Source organism: Trichococcus sp. TS_SC_9 (assembly GCF_056156325.1).
Map to the genome: position 1 here is coordinate 2,993,046 of NZ_CM149591.1, position 17,735 is coordinate 3,010,780.

Consider the following 17,735-nt stretch of genomic DNA (forward strand, 5'->3'; position numbering starts at 1 on the left):
TTGGTCAGGAAACCTTCTCACGAGAATTCCTTAGCCGTTACTACTATAATATACATGTAGCTATGATCCATAATAGAAAGGAAGATTGCCATGCTTTGTCAAAATTGCGAAAAGAACCAAGCTTCCATTCATCTGTATGCCAGTGTGAATGGACAAAGACGCCAAATCGACTTATGCCAGAGCTGCTATCAAGAATTCAAAGCCGCTCAATCGCAACAAAACAATCCGAATCCAAGATCCCAAGGCCCAGTAGACCCTTTTTCTTTCGGTAATCTGGATTCCTTCTTCAAAAAAATGCAGCAAAACCAAGAACAGAATTACCAACAGCCGCCTGCCCCTGAAGCTGCCCGCGGAGGAAAAGGCGGTGGAAAAGGCGGTTTGCTGGATGAATACGGCATAAACCTGACGCAATTGGCCCGTGATGGTGGTATCGACCCAGTAATCGGTAGAGACAGTGAAATCGCACGCGTCATCGAAATCCTGAATCGCCGCACGAAAAATAACCCCGTACTCACAGGGGAAGCCGGTGTCGGCAAAACAGCCGTAGTTGAAGGTCTTGCCCAAAAAATCGTGGACGGCGATGTCCCTCAAAAATTGTTGGAAAAAGAAGTTATCCGCTTGGATGTCGTCTCGCTCGTTCAAGGCACCGGCATCCGTGGTCAGTTCGAAGAACGGATGCAAAAACTGATGGATGAAATTCGCGCGAACAAACAGATCATCCTCTTCATCGATGAAATCCATGAAATCGTCGGGGCAGGAAACGCTGAGGGAAGTATGGATGCAGGCAATATCCTGAAGCCCGCCCTTGCGAGAGGCGAACTGCAACTGGTCGGAGCCACAACGCTGAATGAATACCGCAGAATCGAGAAAGACGCCGCACTGGAACGCCGATTCCAGCCCGTCCGTGTGAATGAACCAACACCTGAACAGACGCTGATCATACTTCAAGGTATCCGTCCGAAATACGAAGATTATCACCACGTTAAATATTCGGATAAGGCACTGGAAGCGGCAGTCAAATTGTCGCACCGCTATATCCAGGATCGTTTCCTTCCCGACAAAGCCATTGACTTGCTTGACGAGTCCGGTTCCAAAAAGAATCTGACAATCAAAGCCATCGATCCGCAACAAATCGAGGAGCGCATCGAAGCGGCCGAAAAAGAAAAACAAGCTGCCCTCCATGCAGAAGATTACGAGAAAGCTGCTTACTATCGCGATCAGATCACAAATCTGAACAAGATGAAACTAAATCCGACACCAGCCGATGGCGATCCCATCGTAACGGAACAGGATATCCAAAAAATCATTGAAATCAAAACAAATATACCAGTCGGTGAATTGCTTGAAAAAGAGCAAACACAATTGAAGAATCTTGACAGCGACCTGAAGAAAAATGTCATCGGACAGGACGAAGCTATCGACAAAGTGTCAAAAGCAATCCGCAGAAACCGGATCGGACTAAGCCGCAAAAACCGCCCGATCGGTTCCTTCCTGTTCGTGGGACCTACCGGTGTCGGCAAGACCGAGTTGGCCAAACAGTTGGCAATCGAAATGTTCGGGACCGAAGATGCGATCATCCGCTTCGACATGAGCGAGTACATGGAAAAACATGCCGTCTCCAAATTGATAGGTTCGCCGCCTGGGTACATCGGCTACGACGAAGCCGGACAATTGACCGAACGTGTCCGCCGCAGCCCTTACAGCATCCTGCTTTTGGATGAAGTCGAAAAAGCCCACCCAGATGTTATGCATCTCTTCCTGCAGATCCTTGACGATGGCCGCCTGACGGATTCCCAAGGCAGAACTGTCAGCTTCAAAGACACCATCATCATCATGACCAGCAATGCCGGCTCAGGCGTTCAGGAAGCAAGCGTAGGATTCGGCGCAGCCATGAAAGGCAAGACGCATTCCATCTTGAACCGTTTGAGCGATTACTTCAAACCTGAATTCATCAATCGCTTCGATGCGATTGTCGAGTTCAATCAATTGTCCAAAGAAAATTTGAGCAGCATCGTCACGCTTATGTTGGACGACGTCAACGCATTGTTGAAGGATAAGGAAATCAGCGTTACCGTCTCGCAGAAAGCAAAAGATCGTCTTATCGATCTGGGATATGACCCAAGCATGGGAGCACGCCCGCTCCGCCGCGTCATTCAGGATCAAATTGAGGACCAGGTAGCTGAATTTTACTTGGATAATCCAAAAATAAAAGATTTGTTTGTCGACGCAGATGAAGAAGGCAATCTGATGGTCGTCAGCAAAGTCGAGCGCACAGAGACAAAAGACTGAACATCAGGGGGCAAGAGTTGTCATTGACTTCTCTTGCCTTTTTCTTTTGGAAAGCCAATGAAAATTGTTCATTTATTTCTTTACCCTTTAAATAAATGAACAGTTGTTATATAATTATTCTATAAACAGCCAACCTAAGTTAGGGGTGTTCGTCTATGAAATTGATCGATGTTACAAATAGCCATGCTGATCTTGTACGTGAGCAATTGGCCAACACCGATGCGCAATTTGTCAAAGTGTATTCTTTGGGACAAACTACAGTCATCTTTACCGGTGCCGTAACACATGAGGATGTCATCATCCTCAACAAAAACCGTCGCGTGAAGCAAAGCGAAATCGACTTTGTGCTGACGAAATTGTTGCACCTTACCGTTGCCGATGTGGAAGTTATGCCTGGTCATAACTTCGTGGAGCTATCTCATCTGAAATGATTGACATTTTCTGCACTCGAAAAAAACTCTTTTTAATGCAAAACGCACACTGTTTTTCGGCAATGTGCGTTTTTTGTTTTGTTTTTTTGATTTGAATTAAAGCAAAGCTTTCAATTTGACTTCCGGATATTTATCCTCGAACCAGCGCATAGCAAATTGGTTTTCGAAAAGGAATACGGGATTGCCGAAACGGTCGCGGCACAACAAGTTACGGCTTGAAGACATGTTCGGATCCAAATCTTCCGAATCGATCCATCGCGCAATCTTGGAGCCCATCGGCATCATTTCGACTTCCGCATTGTATTCGTGCAGCAAACGGTACTGGAACACTTCAAACTGCAATTGGCCGACCGCACCCAGGATGTAATCCTCTGTATGGTACGTTTTGTACAACTGGATGGCCCCTTCTTGAACCAACTGTTGCACACCTTTATGGAAGGATTTCTGCTTCATGACGTTTTTCGGAGTGACTTTCATGAACAGTTCCGGTGTAAATTGCGGCAACGCTTCGAACTCAAGGCCTTTTTTGCCTTCATAGATCGTATCGCCGATCTGGAAGTTACCAGTGTCGTACAATCCGATGATGTCGCCTGCAACAGCCGTTTGGACTTGCTCACGGGAATCGGCCATGAACTGCGTCGTATGAGCCAGTTTGATTTTTTTGCCGGTGCGCTGAACATAGACGTCCATTCCGGGTTTGAATTCACCAGAGCAGACCCGCACGAAGGCAATCCTGTCTCGGTGAGCCGGATTCATATTCGCTTGGATCTTGAAGATGAAGCCGGTAAAGTTTTCGTCTGTAGGTTCAACAATCTCTTCCGCTACGGTCACATGCTCACTTGGGCTCGGAGCAAAATCCACAAAGGCATCAAGAAACGTCTGGACGCCGAAGCCAGTCAAAGCTGATCCGAAGAAGACAGGCGTCAATTTCCCGGCTGCGATTGCTTCTTCCGAAAAGACGTTGCCCGCCTCTTTCAGCAATTGGACATCTTCAACCGCTTGGGTATAGATGGTTGATTGCGTGACTTGATAATCGCCTTCGATTTCGCCATCTTCATTCAGCGGCAGGAAATCGTTGTCTTCATTCTCTTCGGGATGAGTCAATTCCACGCGATTATTGTAGATGTCATACAGACCCAATAAATTTTTACCCATGCCCATTGGCCAGTTCATGGGATAGGCTTCGATCCCCAAAACTTCTTCCAATTCCGCAATCAGATCCATCGGCTCGCGGCCATCACGGTCCAATTTATTGATGAAGGTGAAGATCGGAATCCCTCGCATGCTGCAGACCTTGAATAATTTCTTTGTCTGAGGCTCAATCCCCTTCCCGCTGTCGATGACCATCACTGCACTATCCACAGCCATCAAAGTACGGTATGTATCTTCCGAGAAATCCTCATGCCCGGGTGTATCCAAAATATTGATCTGTTTGCCATCATAATCGACCTGCATGACCGAACTAGTTACCGAAATACCCCTTTGTTTTTCAATATCCATCCAATCCGATTTGGCAAATCTGCCTGATTTTTTCCCTTTTACTGTTCCTGCTTGGCGGATTGCGCCCCCGAACAACAATAACTGCTCCGTGATGGTCGTTTTACCCGCATCCGGATGGGAAATGATGGCAAATGTTCTTCTTGCTTTTACTTTATCTGCTAATGTTTGAGTCATATTGTTCTCCTTTTTCGAATATCTCTATCGTGAATGCTATCCAAACAAAAAGATAGCATGAGCAATATGCACACGCTAACCCACGACAATGCCTTTGTTATTATACAAGAAATCCGAGCATTCCACAAGATTGTCCTTGCAACAGTATGGGGACCAAAAAAAGCAGTTTCACCCTGACCGACTATTATCGATCCAGGCAAAACTACTCATCATTCATTCTGTTTCTTTTTTTACATCGGCAGCTTCTTTAACCTCGTCCTCTTTAAAACGTTCTTTTGCGGGTCGGTCATTCTCGTTCATATAAGACACTCCGACTTTCAAAAGACGGCGATTGTCGAACGCCAACGTTTTTATGATCAATCCGTTCTCTTCGATGGACGCTTCCTCATTTTCTTCCGGAAACTCACCCAACTCAGTCAACAGATAACCGGCGATCGTATCGACATCCGCCGATTCAAGTTGCGTGCCAAAATAATCATTGAAGCGATGCAATGGCGTGGCTCCATCCGCTTCGTAGACATTATCGCCGATCCGCTCGATAAGGACATAGCTTTCATCGTATTCATCCTCGATATCGCCAACAATTTCTTCGAGGATATCCTCCAAGGTTACAATCCCCACCATGCCGCCATATTCGTCATGGAGCAACGCCAATTGGTTATGGCTTTTCTTCAGGTAGGACATCAATTCATCGGTCATGATCGTTTCCGGAACAAACAGAGGCTCATTCATGATTTTTCGAAGATCAATCAGATTTATAGGGGTATTCTTGGATTCCTTCAATAAATTTTTCAGATGCAATACACCTATGATATTGTCCTTATCATCTTCATAGATTGGTATGCGGGTATAAGGGGAATCCAATGCTGCTTCTATATTAGCATCGACATCATCGTTCACATTCAGCATGAAGGTGTCCGTCCGCGGTACCATGACCTCACGGGCCATTTTGTTATCCATGGAAAGCACCCCCTTCAGCATGTTGAATTCCATCCGTTCGATGGTCCCTTCATCGCTACTCTTTTCCAACAGGTCCCGTACTTCTTCGCGCGAAAACATATCGTTGCCGCTCGTGAACGTGATTGGTGTCATTTTTTCCAAAACACTGGTGGAAAAGGATAAGAACCAGACGAAGGGTTTCATCAGCTTTTGGACGACAGTGATGAAGCCCGCACCTGCCCGCGCCACTTCTTCAGGGCGTTGCAGTCCCAACTGTTTCGGATACAGTTCACCAAAGACTAGGGAAATGTAGGAGAGCGCTAACGTCACGATCAGAATGGCAGCCTGTTCCGCTCCGGGTATATTGCTCAAATAGGGATCGAGTCTGGCTGCGAATGTATTGGCAGCCGAAGCACTGGAAAGGAATCCCGCGAAAGTAATAGCAACTTGGATAGTCGCCAAAAAATCATCAGAATGATCTAAAAGCGCCAAAATTTTACGCGCTTTTTCATCCCCTTTGATGGCTTGATTTGCCACCCTATTTTTGTTCAATGAAACAAATGCGATTTCGGATGCCGCAAAAAATGCGTTCACCAATGTCAATACCGCAATCAGCAGCAGTTGCCAAAGCAAGGTCTGATTACTGGGGTCTGTGGTCATAGATTGTTTCTCCTTCGTTTTTTTATCTCTTTGAAAGTTTATCGTTATCGTTCATTATCTAATGACCCAGCAAAAAATACAAGTGTTTTATCCGGAAACCCTATCTATTCCACAAAGAACCCCTCTGTTAATCAACGGATTGATTAACAGAGGGGTTACAAAGTAACGTGTTTAAATTATTTGGCAGCTAATTCTGCTTCTTGTTCCAAAGCTTTTTGTGCCAACAAGTTCAAGTAGTTCCAAGGACGGTCAAAATGAGGTTGGAAGAAGAAGTCGACCAAAGCCAGATCTTCAATCGTCATTTTGTTTTGAATAGCCAATGATAAAGTATTGGCTGATTGTGTGATGTCATACTTGGACATCAGCTGTCCGCCGACGATGCGGTTGGTGCCTACTTCGTAGACAAGTTTCATCAGCACTTTTTCATTTGATGGCATGAATTCCGGACGGTAGAAGTCTTCCAGAACTACGGAGCGTGTTTCAAGTCCGAAAGCTTCAGCACTTGCATCGTTCACACCGGTAGAACCGATAGTGAAGCCATTCAAATACAATCCGGAAGTGGATTGTGTTCCACGGTATTTCATTTTAGGTCCGTTGATGTTTTTACCGACCAATAATCCCATCCGCACAGCGTTTGTTGCCAAGGGAATATATGCATGTCCGCCGTTCGGATTGTAGTTTACAGCACAGCTGTCTCCTGCTGCATAAACGTCAGGCAAGCTTGTTTGCATGTAATCATTCACGATAATCGCACCGTTCTTCATCATATCCACTTGGCCTTTGACAAGGTCCGTATTCGGTCGGAACCCTACGCATAAGATGACCATTTCAGCTTCGTATTCTCCGCCTGTTGTAACTACTGTAGTGATGTCTCCAGCTTCGTTCTCTTTGAAGCCTTTAACCATTTCATTCAATTGTACTTTTACGCCATGTGCGCGCAAGTCATCTTCAAGGATGTCCGTGAATTCAGAATCCAAATATTTATTCAAAATGCGATCCAAACCATCAACCAATGTAACTTCTTTACCGTCGTTAGCAAAAGCTTCCACCAACTCGATACCGATGTAGCCGCCGCCGACAACGACGATTTTCTTTTTGTCATCCTTGCGTGCGATGATTTCTTTCGCTTGGTTGTAGTTTTTGCAAAGCAAAACATTTTTGCTCTGGATGCCATCGATTGGCGGGATAATTGGCCATGATCCAATCGTTAAAACTAACTTATCATATGTATCTTGGAATTCTTCGCCAGTAACTAAGTTTTTCACAGAAACAGTTTTTGCAGCTGTATCAACGCTTGTTACATCATGTTGCATATTTACGTTTGCGCCTAGTGAAGCAAGCTCCTCAGGGTTAGAATAGAATAATCCTTGTGGATCTTTAACGACACCGCCGACGTAAAGCGCAATCCCGCATGACAAGAATGAAACGTTGTCGTTTCTTTCGTATACTGTTAATTCAGTACCTGGATTCTCCTTCAAAATTGTCTTCACTGCTGACGTTCCGGCATGTGTACATCCCACTACGATTACTTTCATTATACTTCCTCCTAAATTTTCCGCATTAATATATTTTGCACAAACCAATCGCCGTCATTCTCATAATTCATAATAAAAACTGCACAAATTGATTCGTTATGCCCTTAACACTTTTTACATAATAAAGGATTCCAAAGGTAAAAAGCAATCAATAACCCTTGGAATCCCTATTATTTTTTATTATTGTTTATGCAACACTTTTTCCCTTCTGTTTTTAACGTAACGGTGGACATATTGAACAACGGTTTTCACCACGGCATACGTGGGAATCGCCAATATCATTCCCAGTACACCGGATATTTTGCCTACAGCCAACAGCAAAAACAAGATCGTCAGCGGATGCATATCCAGCGTTTTGCCTAAGACATTGGGGGAGATGATGTTCGATTCCACTTGCTGGACCACCAACACAACGACACAGACCAGCAGCGCCTTTGAAGGAGCGACAGTCAACCCGATTATAGCGGCCGGAATTAAGCCGATGTATGGTCCAAGATAAGGAATGATGTTCGTGATGGCTGCTGTGACCCCAAGCAGGAAGGCATACGGCAGTCCAATCAGCAGATAGCCGATGAAGGTGAATGTCCCTACGAATAAACAGACAAGCGCCTGCCCACTGATATACTTGGCGATTGTTTTGTTGATTTCCTTCAGCAACGCAAGCACATCTGAAGAATATTCATGCGGCAGCAATTGGGCGACCGCTACAGGAAACTTATGTCCGTCCTTCAACATGTAGAAAAAAATCAGCGGAATGATGATGACGAGCAAGGCTACGTTCGCTACGGCCGACAGCACAGAACCGATGCTGCCCGTCAGATCATTCAGGAAGGCGCTGATGCTGGTTTGGACATTTCCGCTCATCTGAGACAATTGGGTAGGGATATCCAGACGCTCCACCCATTCCTGTGCAATGACTTGTTGATAAAGTTTATTCAGGGAACGGACTACGTTAGGCAAATTCGTCAATAACTCTCCGATTTGGCTTACGAGATTCGGAATGAGTCCCAGAAAAGAGAAAATGACCATGCCTATCATAAGAACCATGACGATGAGGATGCCTATCGGTCGTTTGATGTTCAGCCTATTCTCAAGCATTTCGATGAACGGTGTGAAAATATAATACAGAAATCCCGCCACAAGCACTGGCGTGAAGATTGTCGAGATGAAGGCACCGATCGGATAAAAAATAAAATCAATTTTGGTGGACACCCATATCAGGCACGCCATCACCAAAAGCCACACACTCCAATAGAGCAGATTTGTTTTCCTTAATTTTTCCATTCAATATCCCCTTGTTTCCCAGGCTGTTTGCCGATCATTGGAGCGGACAGGTACGCTTCCAAAAGTTTGGAGCAAGCTTCCAAGGATTTCCGATGGGTACGCTCATAGGCATGGCTTGCATCGATTCCCGGCCCGATCAAAGCATGGCGGACATCCCAACCCGCTTTCATGGCTGCTGATGCATCACTGCCGTAAAACGGATAGATGTCCAGTTTAAAAGGAATTGCCTGGGATTCGCATAATCCGACCAACTGCTGCCGAAGACCAAAGTGGTAAGGACCCGATCCATCCTTCACGCAGATGGACACGGTATACTCGTCAGTCTGCTGGTCGTCGCCCATCGCGCCCATATCGACAGCCAAATATTCCACCGTATGCTCCGGCATATTCGAGTTGCCGCCGTAGCCGATTTCCTCATTGTTCGAAAAAAAGAAGCAGGTCGTATAAGGCAGCGTCAAGTTTTCATCAACGATACGGTGCAAGAACTGCAGCAGGATTGCCGCGCTGGCTTTATCGTCCAAATGTCTTGATTTGATGTACCCGGTCGGAGTAATCTCTGTCCGAGGCGCAAAGCTGATGAAATCCCCTACGCCGATGCCAAGAGCAGAGACATCTTTGGCGGTTTGCGCTTCTGCATCCAGACGGATTTCCATATTATCCTGGTTTCGTTCGGCCGTGCGCGCATCTTTATAGACGTGAACGCTCGTTTGGTGCAATAATATCGTCCCCGTCCAGTCTTTCCCTGTGGCTGCACTATGGACCGTACAGTATTCACCATCTATGGAATGGTAGGTAAAGCCGCCGATCAGGTCGATTTTCAGTCTCCCATCCGGTTTGATTGCGCGTACCATCGCCCCAAGTGTATCGATATGCGCGGTCACGAAGCGCCGGCTTTGATCTTCGGTGCCTTTAACAGTCACCATCAAGCTGCCTTTGTGATTTCTTTCAGGTTCGTACCCCTTCCGTTTCAGGTTTTCATCCAAAAAGTCGATGATTTCGGCAGTATATCCTGTCGGCGACGGGATGTTTGTCAATTGTTGGATTGTTTCAATTATGTCTAGCATACTTTTCCTCCTCTTGCTGATTAGATAAGTATAGCAAAAGAACACGGGTAAATGAGGTAAAAGTAATTAATTCAGACAAAAAATGCCGATTCAGGTAAAATAAGAAAAGAGGTTTCTACAAACCCAACAAATTTTGAAAGCGAGGTATACGCATTGTTGCATTTTGAATGGACACAAGATTTACAATCAAAAACCTATCGGGATGCCTTGGCCATCCGCAAAGAAGTATTCGTGGAGGAGCAACAGGTCCCGGTCTCCATTGAAATTGATAATTTGGAAGATAAAACCTTGCATCTCGTCGGATACGAAGAAGCCATCCCTGTCGCCACCGCCCGCATCTACCCGATGGAAAACGGCAAACACAAGGTGCAGCGTGTCGCCATCCGCAAAGCTGTAAGGGAAAAGAAATACGGCAGCATCCTGATGCAGGAAATCGAAAGGCACGTCCGCGAAATCGGCGGTAAGCGTCTGTTCCTCGGAGCCCAAAACCACGCCATCGGTTTTTACGAAAAAGCCGGCTACAGCATCTGCGGCGAAGAATACGAAGAAGCCGGAATACAACACCACGACATGGATAAAATGATAGAGTAGAAAGATGCACTGTGGTCGTAAACGACCAAGCCCTCTGATGTCACAGGGCGACATCAGAGGGCCTTACTTCAAATTGTGTAACAAGCAAAATGATGCACCCTGATGCGATTAAAATCGCAAGAGCCATGACAAATCGCGGGTAGAAATCGAGCACTAAGAGGACTAACACTAAGCGAAACGGTAGTGGTGTCTGCGAATCAGAACGCGTTTGAGTATAGCGTGACAGCTCTTCGCAACAAAACAGGCAATGGACAAGCAGCCGCTTCGGCTGCTTGTCCATTGCCTGTTTTGTTGCACCTACATGAGTGTGGTGATGAAATGTTTCGCGATGTTGAAATAGATCAAAACGGAAGTCAAATCGCTGAATGTCGAGATGAACGGTCCGCTTGCGACAGCAGGATCAAAGCCAAGACGATCCATCAATACCGGAATCAAGCTACCGGCCAGATTCGCCACCGTGATGGCAACCAACATGGAAATGCCGATGATCCCACCCAAGATGAAGTTATGTTTCCAAACACCGATGACAAGCGCAATCGTGACCCCAGTCACCAACCCGGAAATCAATCCGGTCGCCAACTCGGATAAAATGGTACGGAACAAATTTTTCTCCTCATCATCCTGCATGCCGATCTTTCGCACGGCAACGGCAAGCGATTGTGTCCCCGCATTACCGGATGTTCCGGTGATCAAGGTGACAAACACTGAAAGGATTGATGCTTCCGAAATCAAACCCTCATATTGGCTGATCAAAGTGGACGTACCCATACCCAAGAACAATAGCGTAATCAACCACGGCAACCGCTTGGATGCAGCCACAAAGGGGTTTTCTGATTGCTCCTCAACGTCGACCCCGGCCAAACCGGAGAAGTCACTGACAGCTTCCTCATCGATGACGTCGATGATGTCATCGACGGTGATGATCCCCAGCAATACATTGTTTTCGTCGACTACCGGAACAGCGAGGAAGTCATAGTCCCTGATTTTATGGGCAACATCTTCTTGCCCTTCTTTTACGTTCACCGATACGATACGCTCACTCATGATGTCGCTGATCATCATATCTTCATCGTTCACGATCAGATCTCTCAAGGAAATGACACCGACCAGCACATTATCCACATTGACGACGTAGATATAGTAAATTGTCTCAGCATCCGGGGCCTTACTCTTAAGGATGGCCATCGCGGATCGGACCGTCTGATTGGCTACGATAGAGACAAATTCAGGCGTCATGATGGCCCCGGCAGTCTCATCTTCATAACTCAATAAGGCCCGAATCTCTTTCGCCGCCTCTATGGGCATCAAACGCAGATAAAGCCAAATCCGTTCATCCTTCAGTTGCTTCAGCATATCCACCGCATTATCGGCATACATGTTTGCCAACATATCGGCTGCGTATTGATTGTTCATCTCCAAAAGATACTCTTCGATCGACTCCACATCTTCTTCGATGATTTCGAACATGTCCGCCATCTCATTAGCGGAGAGATAATTGTACACCGTTATGCGCTCTTCAGGGGACAAAGCCAGATAGATCTGGGCTTGATCGTAGAGGTGATAGTCCAAAAAATCGGAACGGAATCTTTCCATATCCTCTCCCTGGAGCGATTCGCGGATTTTCGCCAACGCTTCGTCTAGTTCAAATTCATATTGTGGTTCCAACACGGATATCAGCCTCCTTATTGATCTGTCTGCTTTCCCACTTGATGAAATCATCTGGCAATGGTGCTTCAATCTTTAAAGGTTCTCCGCTGATCGGATGCACAAATGCCAATGACTCGCAATGCAGGGCTTGCCGCAACATGTCTGGGTCAGCTTTCCCTCCATAAAGGTCATCCCCAAGCAAAGGCGCACCGATTGAGGTGAAATGCACCCGAATTTGATGGGTCCTGCCCGTATGCAACTTGATTTTCACAGTCTGTCCGTCCGGATAGGACTTGTCCAACCAGTATTCCGTCAGCGCTTGTTTCCCGTCTTCCCGGACCATTCGCGTTATGATTGAATCCTCTGTCCTGCCGATGGGGGCATCGATGAATCCATGCGTTTCTGTCAGCACTGGTTCGGATAAGACAGCCCGGTACGTTTTGTCGACTTCCTTGTTGCGCAACAGCGTATCCATCAGAGCATGCGCGTATCCATGCCTTGCAAAAAGCATGACGCCGGTCGTATCACGATCCAGACGCGTAACAATATGAATAACTTGGTCCACATAGCCCTGCTGTTGATAGTAGCCTTTCACGCGATTCGCCATGGAAAGACGCGGGTGCACCTTCGATGGGATGGAAGCAGCACCAAACGGTTTGTTCACAACCAAAAAGTGCTCGTCCTCAAACAAAATATCCAATGGCATGTCCACCCCGACAGTCGTTTCATGTTCCCCTTCATCCGGTATGCGGATCATCACTTTATCGCCTTTTTCCAAGGTCGCCAATACCGTTCTTTCCTTGCCGTTCAGCCAGATACAGCCTCCATCGAATTTGATGGTGGCCAACAGACTTTTTGATACGCCCTTGGAACGTAAAAAAGTCTTCATCAGTGTCGTCTCTTCTTTTTCATATATCCAGCTAAAAATCACTTTACACTACCCCTACTCTATACCGAATCTCTGTGTGCGGGCCCTCCGCCTTGGTTTGTTCCAAGCTATTTCAGATTTGGAACAGGTTGCCCAATCAACCCGATGGTCTTGAGACCTTCAGGCGTCTGGTCGGCAACATACATTCCTATTCTAACCAAAACGAGGGTATTCTACAACTCATGCCCCGTCATCAAGCAAAAAAAAATTGTCCGCAAAAAGGGCTGCACCATCTGACTCGCTGGCGCAGCCCTACTTTATTTGTTAATACTTTTTTTCAAAATCGATCAGGTTGCGGCTTGGTTTGCCGTCTTTTTTAAAACTCGCTGCATTTTCTAAGACAACTTCGAACAGATTGTCCCGGAAATGCTCAACCACACCGGAAAAATGCGGTGTAATCAGTACCTTTTCATGATTCCACAAAGGGCTGGCAGCAGGCAACGGTTCCTCATCGAACACATCCAAAGCCGCATAAGCCACTGTTCCATCGTCCAATGCCTTGATGAGGCTGGCAGTGTCCACTGTGACGCCGCGCCCAACGTTCACAAAGAGAACGCCTTTTTTCATGCGCGAGAAAAGAGCATCATCAAAAACACGGTAGGTTTCATCCGTTTGGGGGAGGATGTCCACGACAACATCCGCAAAGTCGATGACCGTGCCAATGTTATCCATTTTGACCGTCACATCCAACCCTGGTATGTCCTTGCCGCTGCGATTGACAGCGATGACCTTCATTCCGAACGCTTTAGCCAATTCCCCCAGGCGATTGCCGATGTGGCCTGCCCCTACGATCATCATCGTCTTGCCTTTCAGCTCCTGGAGTTCCGTGGTCTGTTCCCATTTCCGTTGCGGCTGATTCAGGATCGCAGTCCGCAATCCGCGCATATGCGAAAGCAGCACGCCGATGACATATTCAGCAATCGGTTCGCTGTGGATGCCGCTCGCATTCGTCAAATAGATTCCCTGTCTTTCAAAGGTTGCCAAGGGAAGGCTGTTCACGCCCGCCGAAATCGCTTGGACCCATCTTAATGAAGGCAACTGTCCTTCCTCCAATAGATCCGTCAATCTGTCGTTCCAGCCGACAGTCCACTCGACATCACTGAACGCTTCGGTTTCCGCGTCATTGGTAATCATTTCGTAATCCGGATAGAGTTCTTTTAGCTTTTCGACGTGCTGTTCCTTCAAATTTGTCTTCAGCAGCCACTTTTTAGTCGCCATATTCACTGCTCCTTTGTCCGTTCATTCCTGTCGTTTTTCTTTACGCCGATGAATGCATCTTCGACCCGATCCCAGAAATGCGTGTGACGATAACGTGCAAAATGCACACGCTCTTGGGCAATCCGATACACCAGTCGTTCGATGCTTCTTTTCTTGAAGGTCAAATGATCTACAGACAAAATCAAGCGGTCTTCCTTGTGCGGATAGATTACGATCCATTCGTCTTTCGCGATGATCATGGGTGAGCTCAGCGTCCGATAGATGCGGTTATTCACTGAGGCCATCTCCGTCAGCTGGATAGCTTCCGTTCGGGGATGGATAACAGCTCCGCCAAGCGATTTACTGAAACCTGTCGAACCTGTAGGCGTGGAAACACAAAGACCATCGCCCCGGAATGTCTCGAACAGCTCATCCTTCACATAGATATCGCAAACCATCGTTCCATCCATTTTCTTCAGACTCGCCTCATTCAAAGCGATATAGCGGGTTTCTTCCTCCTCATCCGCATACTTGACGCGGACATCGAGCAAGGGATAGCTCACGCTTTCCCCTTTATCATGCTTTAGGCTTTCGATAAGCTCCGGCAGTTCATAGGTCCGCCAATCTGTATAAAAGCCCAGGTGCCCGGTATGGATCCCCACAAAACGCACTTGGCTCAATTGGTCTTCGTACTTATGGAAAGCTGACAGCAAGGTACCGTCGCCCCCAATCGACACCACAAGATCCGGATGGTCCGTGACAATTTCGATTTTTTCAGAGAGGCACATCTCTTTGAATTTCGCCGCGACCGATAAAGTCTCTGGCGTCTGGTTATGGACCAGTGCAATTTTCATATTTGAACTCCTCTCGACCAACCTTGTCTTCTTTATTCTTTTTTATCGGAAAAATAGCGCTGTGCATCTTTGATTTCTTCGCGTATTTCCGACATCTCTTCGTCAAGTCGGAAGGCTGCTTCCGCCGCGCGTATTAGGCGGTCATGCAATTCTTCCGGATATTCGCCCCGATATTTGTAGTTCAATGAATGTTCGATCGTTGCCCAGAAATTCATGGCAAGTGTCCTGATCTGAATTTCGACAAGTATTTTCTTCTCTTCGAAAATGCGTTGGACCGGATATTCGATCACCATATGGTATGAGCGATAACCGCTCTCTTTTTTATGTGTAACATAATCCCGTTCTATGATGATCTTAAAGTCTTTTCTTGCGCGCAAAAGGCGCACAACTTCGTGTATATCCTCTACAAATTGGCACATGATCCGCAAGCCGGCAATATCCTGCACATCTTGTTCCAGTCTGGTCAAGTCAATGTCCCGGACTTCCGCCTTTTCCAATATGCTTTCCTTCGTTTTGACGCGGCCCGTGATGAATTCAATGGGCGCGTGCGCATTCTCATCGCGGTATTGCTTACGGATCCCCTTCAGCTTAACTTTTAATTCCTCTACCGCTTGTTCGTACGGCGCTAAAAATGAATCCCAGTTTTCAACTTCCTTATTTTCCATAGAACGACACCCTATCATATAGTATATGCTACTTTATTTTATCACAATTATTTATGATTCTATACAATTCTTGTCGAAAAGGACCGAATTCATTTTTTCTTCAAATATACACGGTATGCTATGTGCACTAGCAGCTCCGAATAATCAACTCCGCAAAACTTATGATACAATAAGAATAAGATTTCGCATCGCCTGCTAGTATATATGCTGATGAACGGACTGTAACGAAGGTTCGGATTTTTGAACAGCTGTTGCAATCAAAATGAACCTCATAACCGAAAGGAAATAATGACGATGAGCCAAAATATCGAAAAAGAATTCAAAAACCTATTGAATAAAGAAGAATACGAAGCGTTGCTTACTGCCTTCAACCTTGATGAAACAGACCCCATCAAACAAACCAACGTCTATTTCGATACACCTGACTATAAACTCAAAGGCCTGAATAGCGGACTGCGCATCCGCATGTATGAAGATAAAGGTGAAATCACTTTGAAGACGCCGATTCAGGAAAATGAAAAATTGGAAACGACCGACGCTTTGACCCTTGAAGAAGCAAGAGCATTGGTCGATTCCCACCAGATCAAAGCGTCAGGAAATGTAGCCGAAAAACTGAAGGAGTTAGGCATTGAGACAGGAGACCTTGGGATCATCGGCCAGCTCTCTACCATCCGCTATGATTTTCCCGGTGACAAAGGGACCTACTTCTTGGACAAAAGCTTCTACCAAGATCAAATGGATTACGAATTAGAATTCGAGTCCGAATCTTTGGACGAAGGAGCTCTTGCATTCCAAAATTTCCTGAAGCTTCACGACATCAAAGTCCGTAAAGCGAAACAGAAAATTGAACGCATGCTGGCCTATCCCAATTCGACGACACACCAATAGCCGGTAACCAGCAACAGCCCATACAGACAGGTCCATTCTGCGGAAATCCAAGCGGAGAATGGGTCTTTTTGCTTATTACCTTCCGAGAAAACAGACAAAAACGTGAATTCCTTCTATTTGAATCGGATTCTAGGCCATACAAGATGAAAAAAATCAGTCGATTTAGTTGCAAAATTGTTAATTGTCTCGTAAAATACACCTTGAGAATAAAACAGAAGATACTGAACAAGAAAAAATGAAGGTTTCACGGAAGAATCAGAGCCTATCTCCAAAGGCAGCCCTTCGATAAGCCTTATTGCTACTTGTTTAGGCTTTTTTTTGGTAAACTTAAAGTAAGCAAAATAGGAAAGAGGGAGGGATAAAATGTATAGGTCAAAACAGAATACCGCTGATTCTATCTCTTCTCCTCAACAGATTTTTGAACTTTATCTATTCGTGAATCCGATCGGCCACAAATGCTACCGTACGGAACAAGAAGTCCTGAAATTCATGAGTTCGTTGGATGGACCTAAAGTCCACTTCCGCTTCATCACGTTCCATAATTTCAATACCGTCACACAGTATATGAAGAGATTAAATTTGCCGGAAAAAGACCTAACCTTACGCAACCAAATATACAGTTCAATCTATGATGCCTCATTGGCATATAAAGCTGCCTTGATGCAAGGTAAAAAACGCGGCCGCAACTTTTTGCTTCATCTGCAGAAATCACTTGCGGACGGCAACACCACCTACTCCAAAGAATTATTGGCGGTGGTGGCTGCCAAAGCCAATCTGGATGTCGACATGTTCTTTGAGGATAAAGAATCGCCTTTCGTAAAAAGCAGCTACGAAGCAGATCAGCACATCGCCCAGGAAATGAACATCAAAACGAATCCGTCGCTTGTCATCTTTGACAATCTTAATTATCAATACGGCCTTTTGTTAGAGGACAACATCACTGCCGAAGTACTCCATGAAGTGATCAAGGACTGCTCGGTCGAGTGTGGACAAAAGCATGCCAACCTGAAAAAAACGAACATCACGACAATCGGAAAAAACTACCAACGCATCACCCACTGATAAGCAAAAAGCTTCGTGGTCCTCAAC

15 protein-coding genes are annotated in these 17,735 nt (G+C 46.0%); 5 read left to right on the top strand and 10 right to left on the bottom strand.

The genetic code is table 11. The features are described 5' to 3' along the window. The first annotated feature begins 90 nt into the window (after positions 1-90). Both AC0J5I_RS14500 and AC0J5I_RS14505 read left to right on the top strand, forming a co-directional pair. Positions 91-2,289: an ATP-dependent Clp protease ATP-binding subunit gene (locus tag AC0J5I_RS14500; RefSeq protein ID WP_475301396.1), complete on the top strand. Its 2,199-nt coding sequence runs from the start codon at positions 91-93 to the stop codon at positions 2,287-2,289. A 155-nt stretch (positions 2,290-2,444) separates the two neighbouring features. Further along, complete coding sequence (locus AC0J5I_RS14505) at positions 2,445-2,720, top strand: DUF1827 family protein (RefSeq protein ID WP_107995952.1); 276 nt, start codon at positions 2,445-2,447, stop codon at positions 2,718-2,720. Positions 2,721-2,816: 96 nt separating this feature from the next. Here AC0J5I_RS14505 and AC0J5I_RS14510 read toward each other — a convergent pair whose 3' ends face one another. The 5 genes from AC0J5I_RS14510 to AC0J5I_RS14530 all read right to left on the bottom strand — a co-directional run bounded on the left by AC0J5I_RS14510 (position 2,817) and on the right by AC0J5I_RS14530 (position 9,876). Continuing rightward, entirely contained in the window at positions 2,817-4,394 is a 1,578-nt protein-coding gene (locus AC0J5I_RS14510) for a peptide chain release factor 3 (protein ID WP_107995953.1), read from the bottom strand. Positions 4,395-4,607: 213 nt separating this feature from the next. Beyond that, positions 4,608-5,993: a hemolysin family protein gene (locus AC0J5I_RS14515; RefSeq protein ID WP_475301400.1), complete on the bottom strand. Its 1,386-nt coding sequence runs from the start codon at positions 5,991-5,993 to the stop codon at positions 4,608-4,610. Positions 5,994-6,169: 176 nt separating this feature from the next. Continuing rightward, entirely contained in the window at positions 6,170-7,528 is a 1,359-nt protein-coding gene (locus AC0J5I_RS14520) for an FAD-dependent oxidoreductase (RefSeq protein WP_475301404.1), read from the bottom strand. Between the two features lie 180 nt (positions 7,529-7,708). Next, complete coding sequence (locus AC0J5I_RS14525; RefSeq protein WP_475301408.1) at positions 7,709-8,812, bottom strand: AI-2E family transporter; 1,104 nt, start codon at positions 8,810-8,812, stop codon at positions 7,709-7,711. Continuing rightward, a complete protein-coding gene (locus tag AC0J5I_RS14530; protein WP_475301411.1) occupies positions 8,800-9,876 on the bottom strand; it encodes a M42 family metallopeptidase in 1,077 nt (358 codons plus the stop codon). Before AC0J5I_RS14530 ends, AC0J5I_RS14525 begins: the two co-directional genes overlap by 13 nt. 153 nt (positions 9,877-10,029) lie before the next feature. Here AC0J5I_RS14530 and AC0J5I_RS14535 point away from each other — a divergent pair, with 153 nt between their 5' ends. Continuing rightward, the gene (locus tag AC0J5I_RS14535; protein ID WP_475301415.1) at positions 10,030-10,467 is read left to right on the top strand and encodes a GNAT family N-acetyltransferase; all 438 of its coding nucleotides are present in this window, start codon (positions 10,030-10,032) and stop codon (positions 10,465-10,467) included. A gap of 297 nt (positions 10,468-10,764) precedes the next feature. Here AC0J5I_RS14535 and mgtE read toward each other — a convergent pair whose 3' ends face one another. From mgtE to yjbM, 5 genes are all read right to left on the bottom strand, one after another. Further along, the gene (gene mgtE, locus AC0J5I_RS14540) at positions 10,765-12,135 is read right to left on the bottom strand and encodes a magnesium transporter (protein WP_268811291.1); all 1,371 of its coding nucleotides are present in this window, start codon (positions 12,133-12,135) and stop codon (positions 10,765-10,767) included. After that, positions 12,116-13,045 carry an RluA family pseudouridine synthase gene (locus AC0J5I_RS14545; RefSeq protein ID WP_475301421.1) on the bottom strand — a complete coding sequence of 310 codons (930 nt, stop codon included), beginning with the start codon at positions 13,043-13,045 and terminating at the stop codon, positions 12,116-12,118. The genes mgtE and AC0J5I_RS14545 overlap by 20 nt, the downstream gene beginning before the upstream one ends. A 261-nt stretch (positions 13,046-13,306) precedes the next feature. Continuing rightward, positions 13,307-14,260 carry an NAD(P)-dependent oxidoreductase gene (locus AC0J5I_RS14550; RefSeq protein WP_475301425.1) on the bottom strand — a complete coding sequence of 318 codons (954 nt, stop codon included), beginning with the start codon at positions 14,258-14,260 and terminating at the stop codon, positions 13,307-13,309. A gap of 2 nt (positions 14,261-14,262) precedes the next feature. Beyond that, positions 14,263-15,093 carry an NAD kinase gene (locus AC0J5I_RS14555; protein ID WP_475301429.1) on the bottom strand — a complete coding sequence of 277 codons (831 nt, stop codon included), beginning with the start codon at positions 15,091-15,093 and terminating at the stop codon, positions 14,263-14,265. 32 nt (positions 15,094-15,125) lie between these two features. After that, the gene (gene yjbM / locus AC0J5I_RS14560) at positions 15,126-15,758 is read right to left on the bottom strand and encodes a GTP diphosphokinase (RefSeq protein ID WP_107995962.1); all 633 of its coding nucleotides are present in this window, start codon (positions 15,756-15,758) and stop codon (positions 15,126-15,128) included. A 294-nt stretch (positions 15,759-16,052) separates the two neighbouring features. On the opposite strand from yjbM, the gene AC0J5I_RS14565 reads away from it, so the two are divergent. Continuing rightward, a complete protein-coding gene (locus tag AC0J5I_RS14565) occupies positions 16,053-16,646 on the top strand; it encodes a CYTH domain-containing protein (protein WP_107995963.1) in 594 nt (197 codons plus the stop codon). Positions 16,647-17,009: 363 nt separating this feature from the next. Continuing rightward, positions 17,010-17,708 carry a DsbA family protein gene (locus tag AC0J5I_RS14570; protein WP_475301439.1) on the top strand — a complete coding sequence of 233 codons (699 nt, stop codon included), beginning with the start codon at positions 17,010-17,012 and terminating at the stop codon, positions 17,706-17,708. The last annotated feature ends 27 nt before the right edge of the window (positions 17,709-17,735 follow it).

Coding starts and splice junctions, on each gene's coding strand:
- AC0J5I_RS14555 (WP_475301429.1), bottom strand. CDS start 15,093: ATGAAAATTGCACTGGTCCATAACCAGACGCCAGAGACTTTATCGGTC.
- AC0J5I_RS14565 (WP_107995963.1), top strand. CDS start 16,053: ATGAGCCAAAATATCGAAAAAGAATTCAAAAACCTATTGAATAAAGAA.
- AC0J5I_RS14520 (WP_475301404.1), bottom strand. CDS start 7,528: ATGAAAGTAATCGTAGTGGGATGTACACATGCCGGAACGTCAGCAGTG.
- yjbM (WP_107995962.1), bottom strand. CDS start 15,758: ATGGAAAATAAGGAAGTTGAAAACTGGGATTCATTTTTAGCGCCGTAC.
- AC0J5I_RS14525 (WP_475301408.1), bottom strand. CDS start 8,812: ATGGAAAAATTAAGGAAAACAAATCTGCTCTATTGGAGTGTGTGGCTT.
- AC0J5I_RS14500 (WP_475301396.1), top strand. CDS start 91: ATGCTTTGTCAAAATTGCGAAAAGAACCAAGCTTCCATTCATCTGTAT.
- AC0J5I_RS14505 (WP_107995952.1), top strand. CDS start 2,445: ATGAAATTGATCGATGTTACAAATAGCCATGCTGATCTTGTACGTGAG.
- AC0J5I_RS14510 (WP_107995953.1), bottom strand. CDS start 4,394: ATGACTCAAACATTAGCAGATAAAGTAAAAGCAAGAAGAACATTTGCC.
- AC0J5I_RS14515 (WP_475301400.1), bottom strand. CDS start 5,993: ATGACCACAGACCCCAGTAATCAGACCTTGCTTTGGCAACTGCTGCTG.
- AC0J5I_RS14530 (WP_475301411.1), bottom strand. CDS start 9,876: ATGCTAGACATAATTGAAACAATCCAACAATTGACAAACATCCCGTCG.
- AC0J5I_RS14570 (WP_475301439.1), top strand. CDS start 17,010: ATGTATAGGTCAAAACAGAATACCGCTGATTCTATCTCTTCTCCTCAA.
- AC0J5I_RS14550 (WP_475301425.1), bottom strand. CDS start 14,260: ATGGCGACTAAAAAGTGGCTGCTGAAGACAAATTTGAAGGAACAGCAC.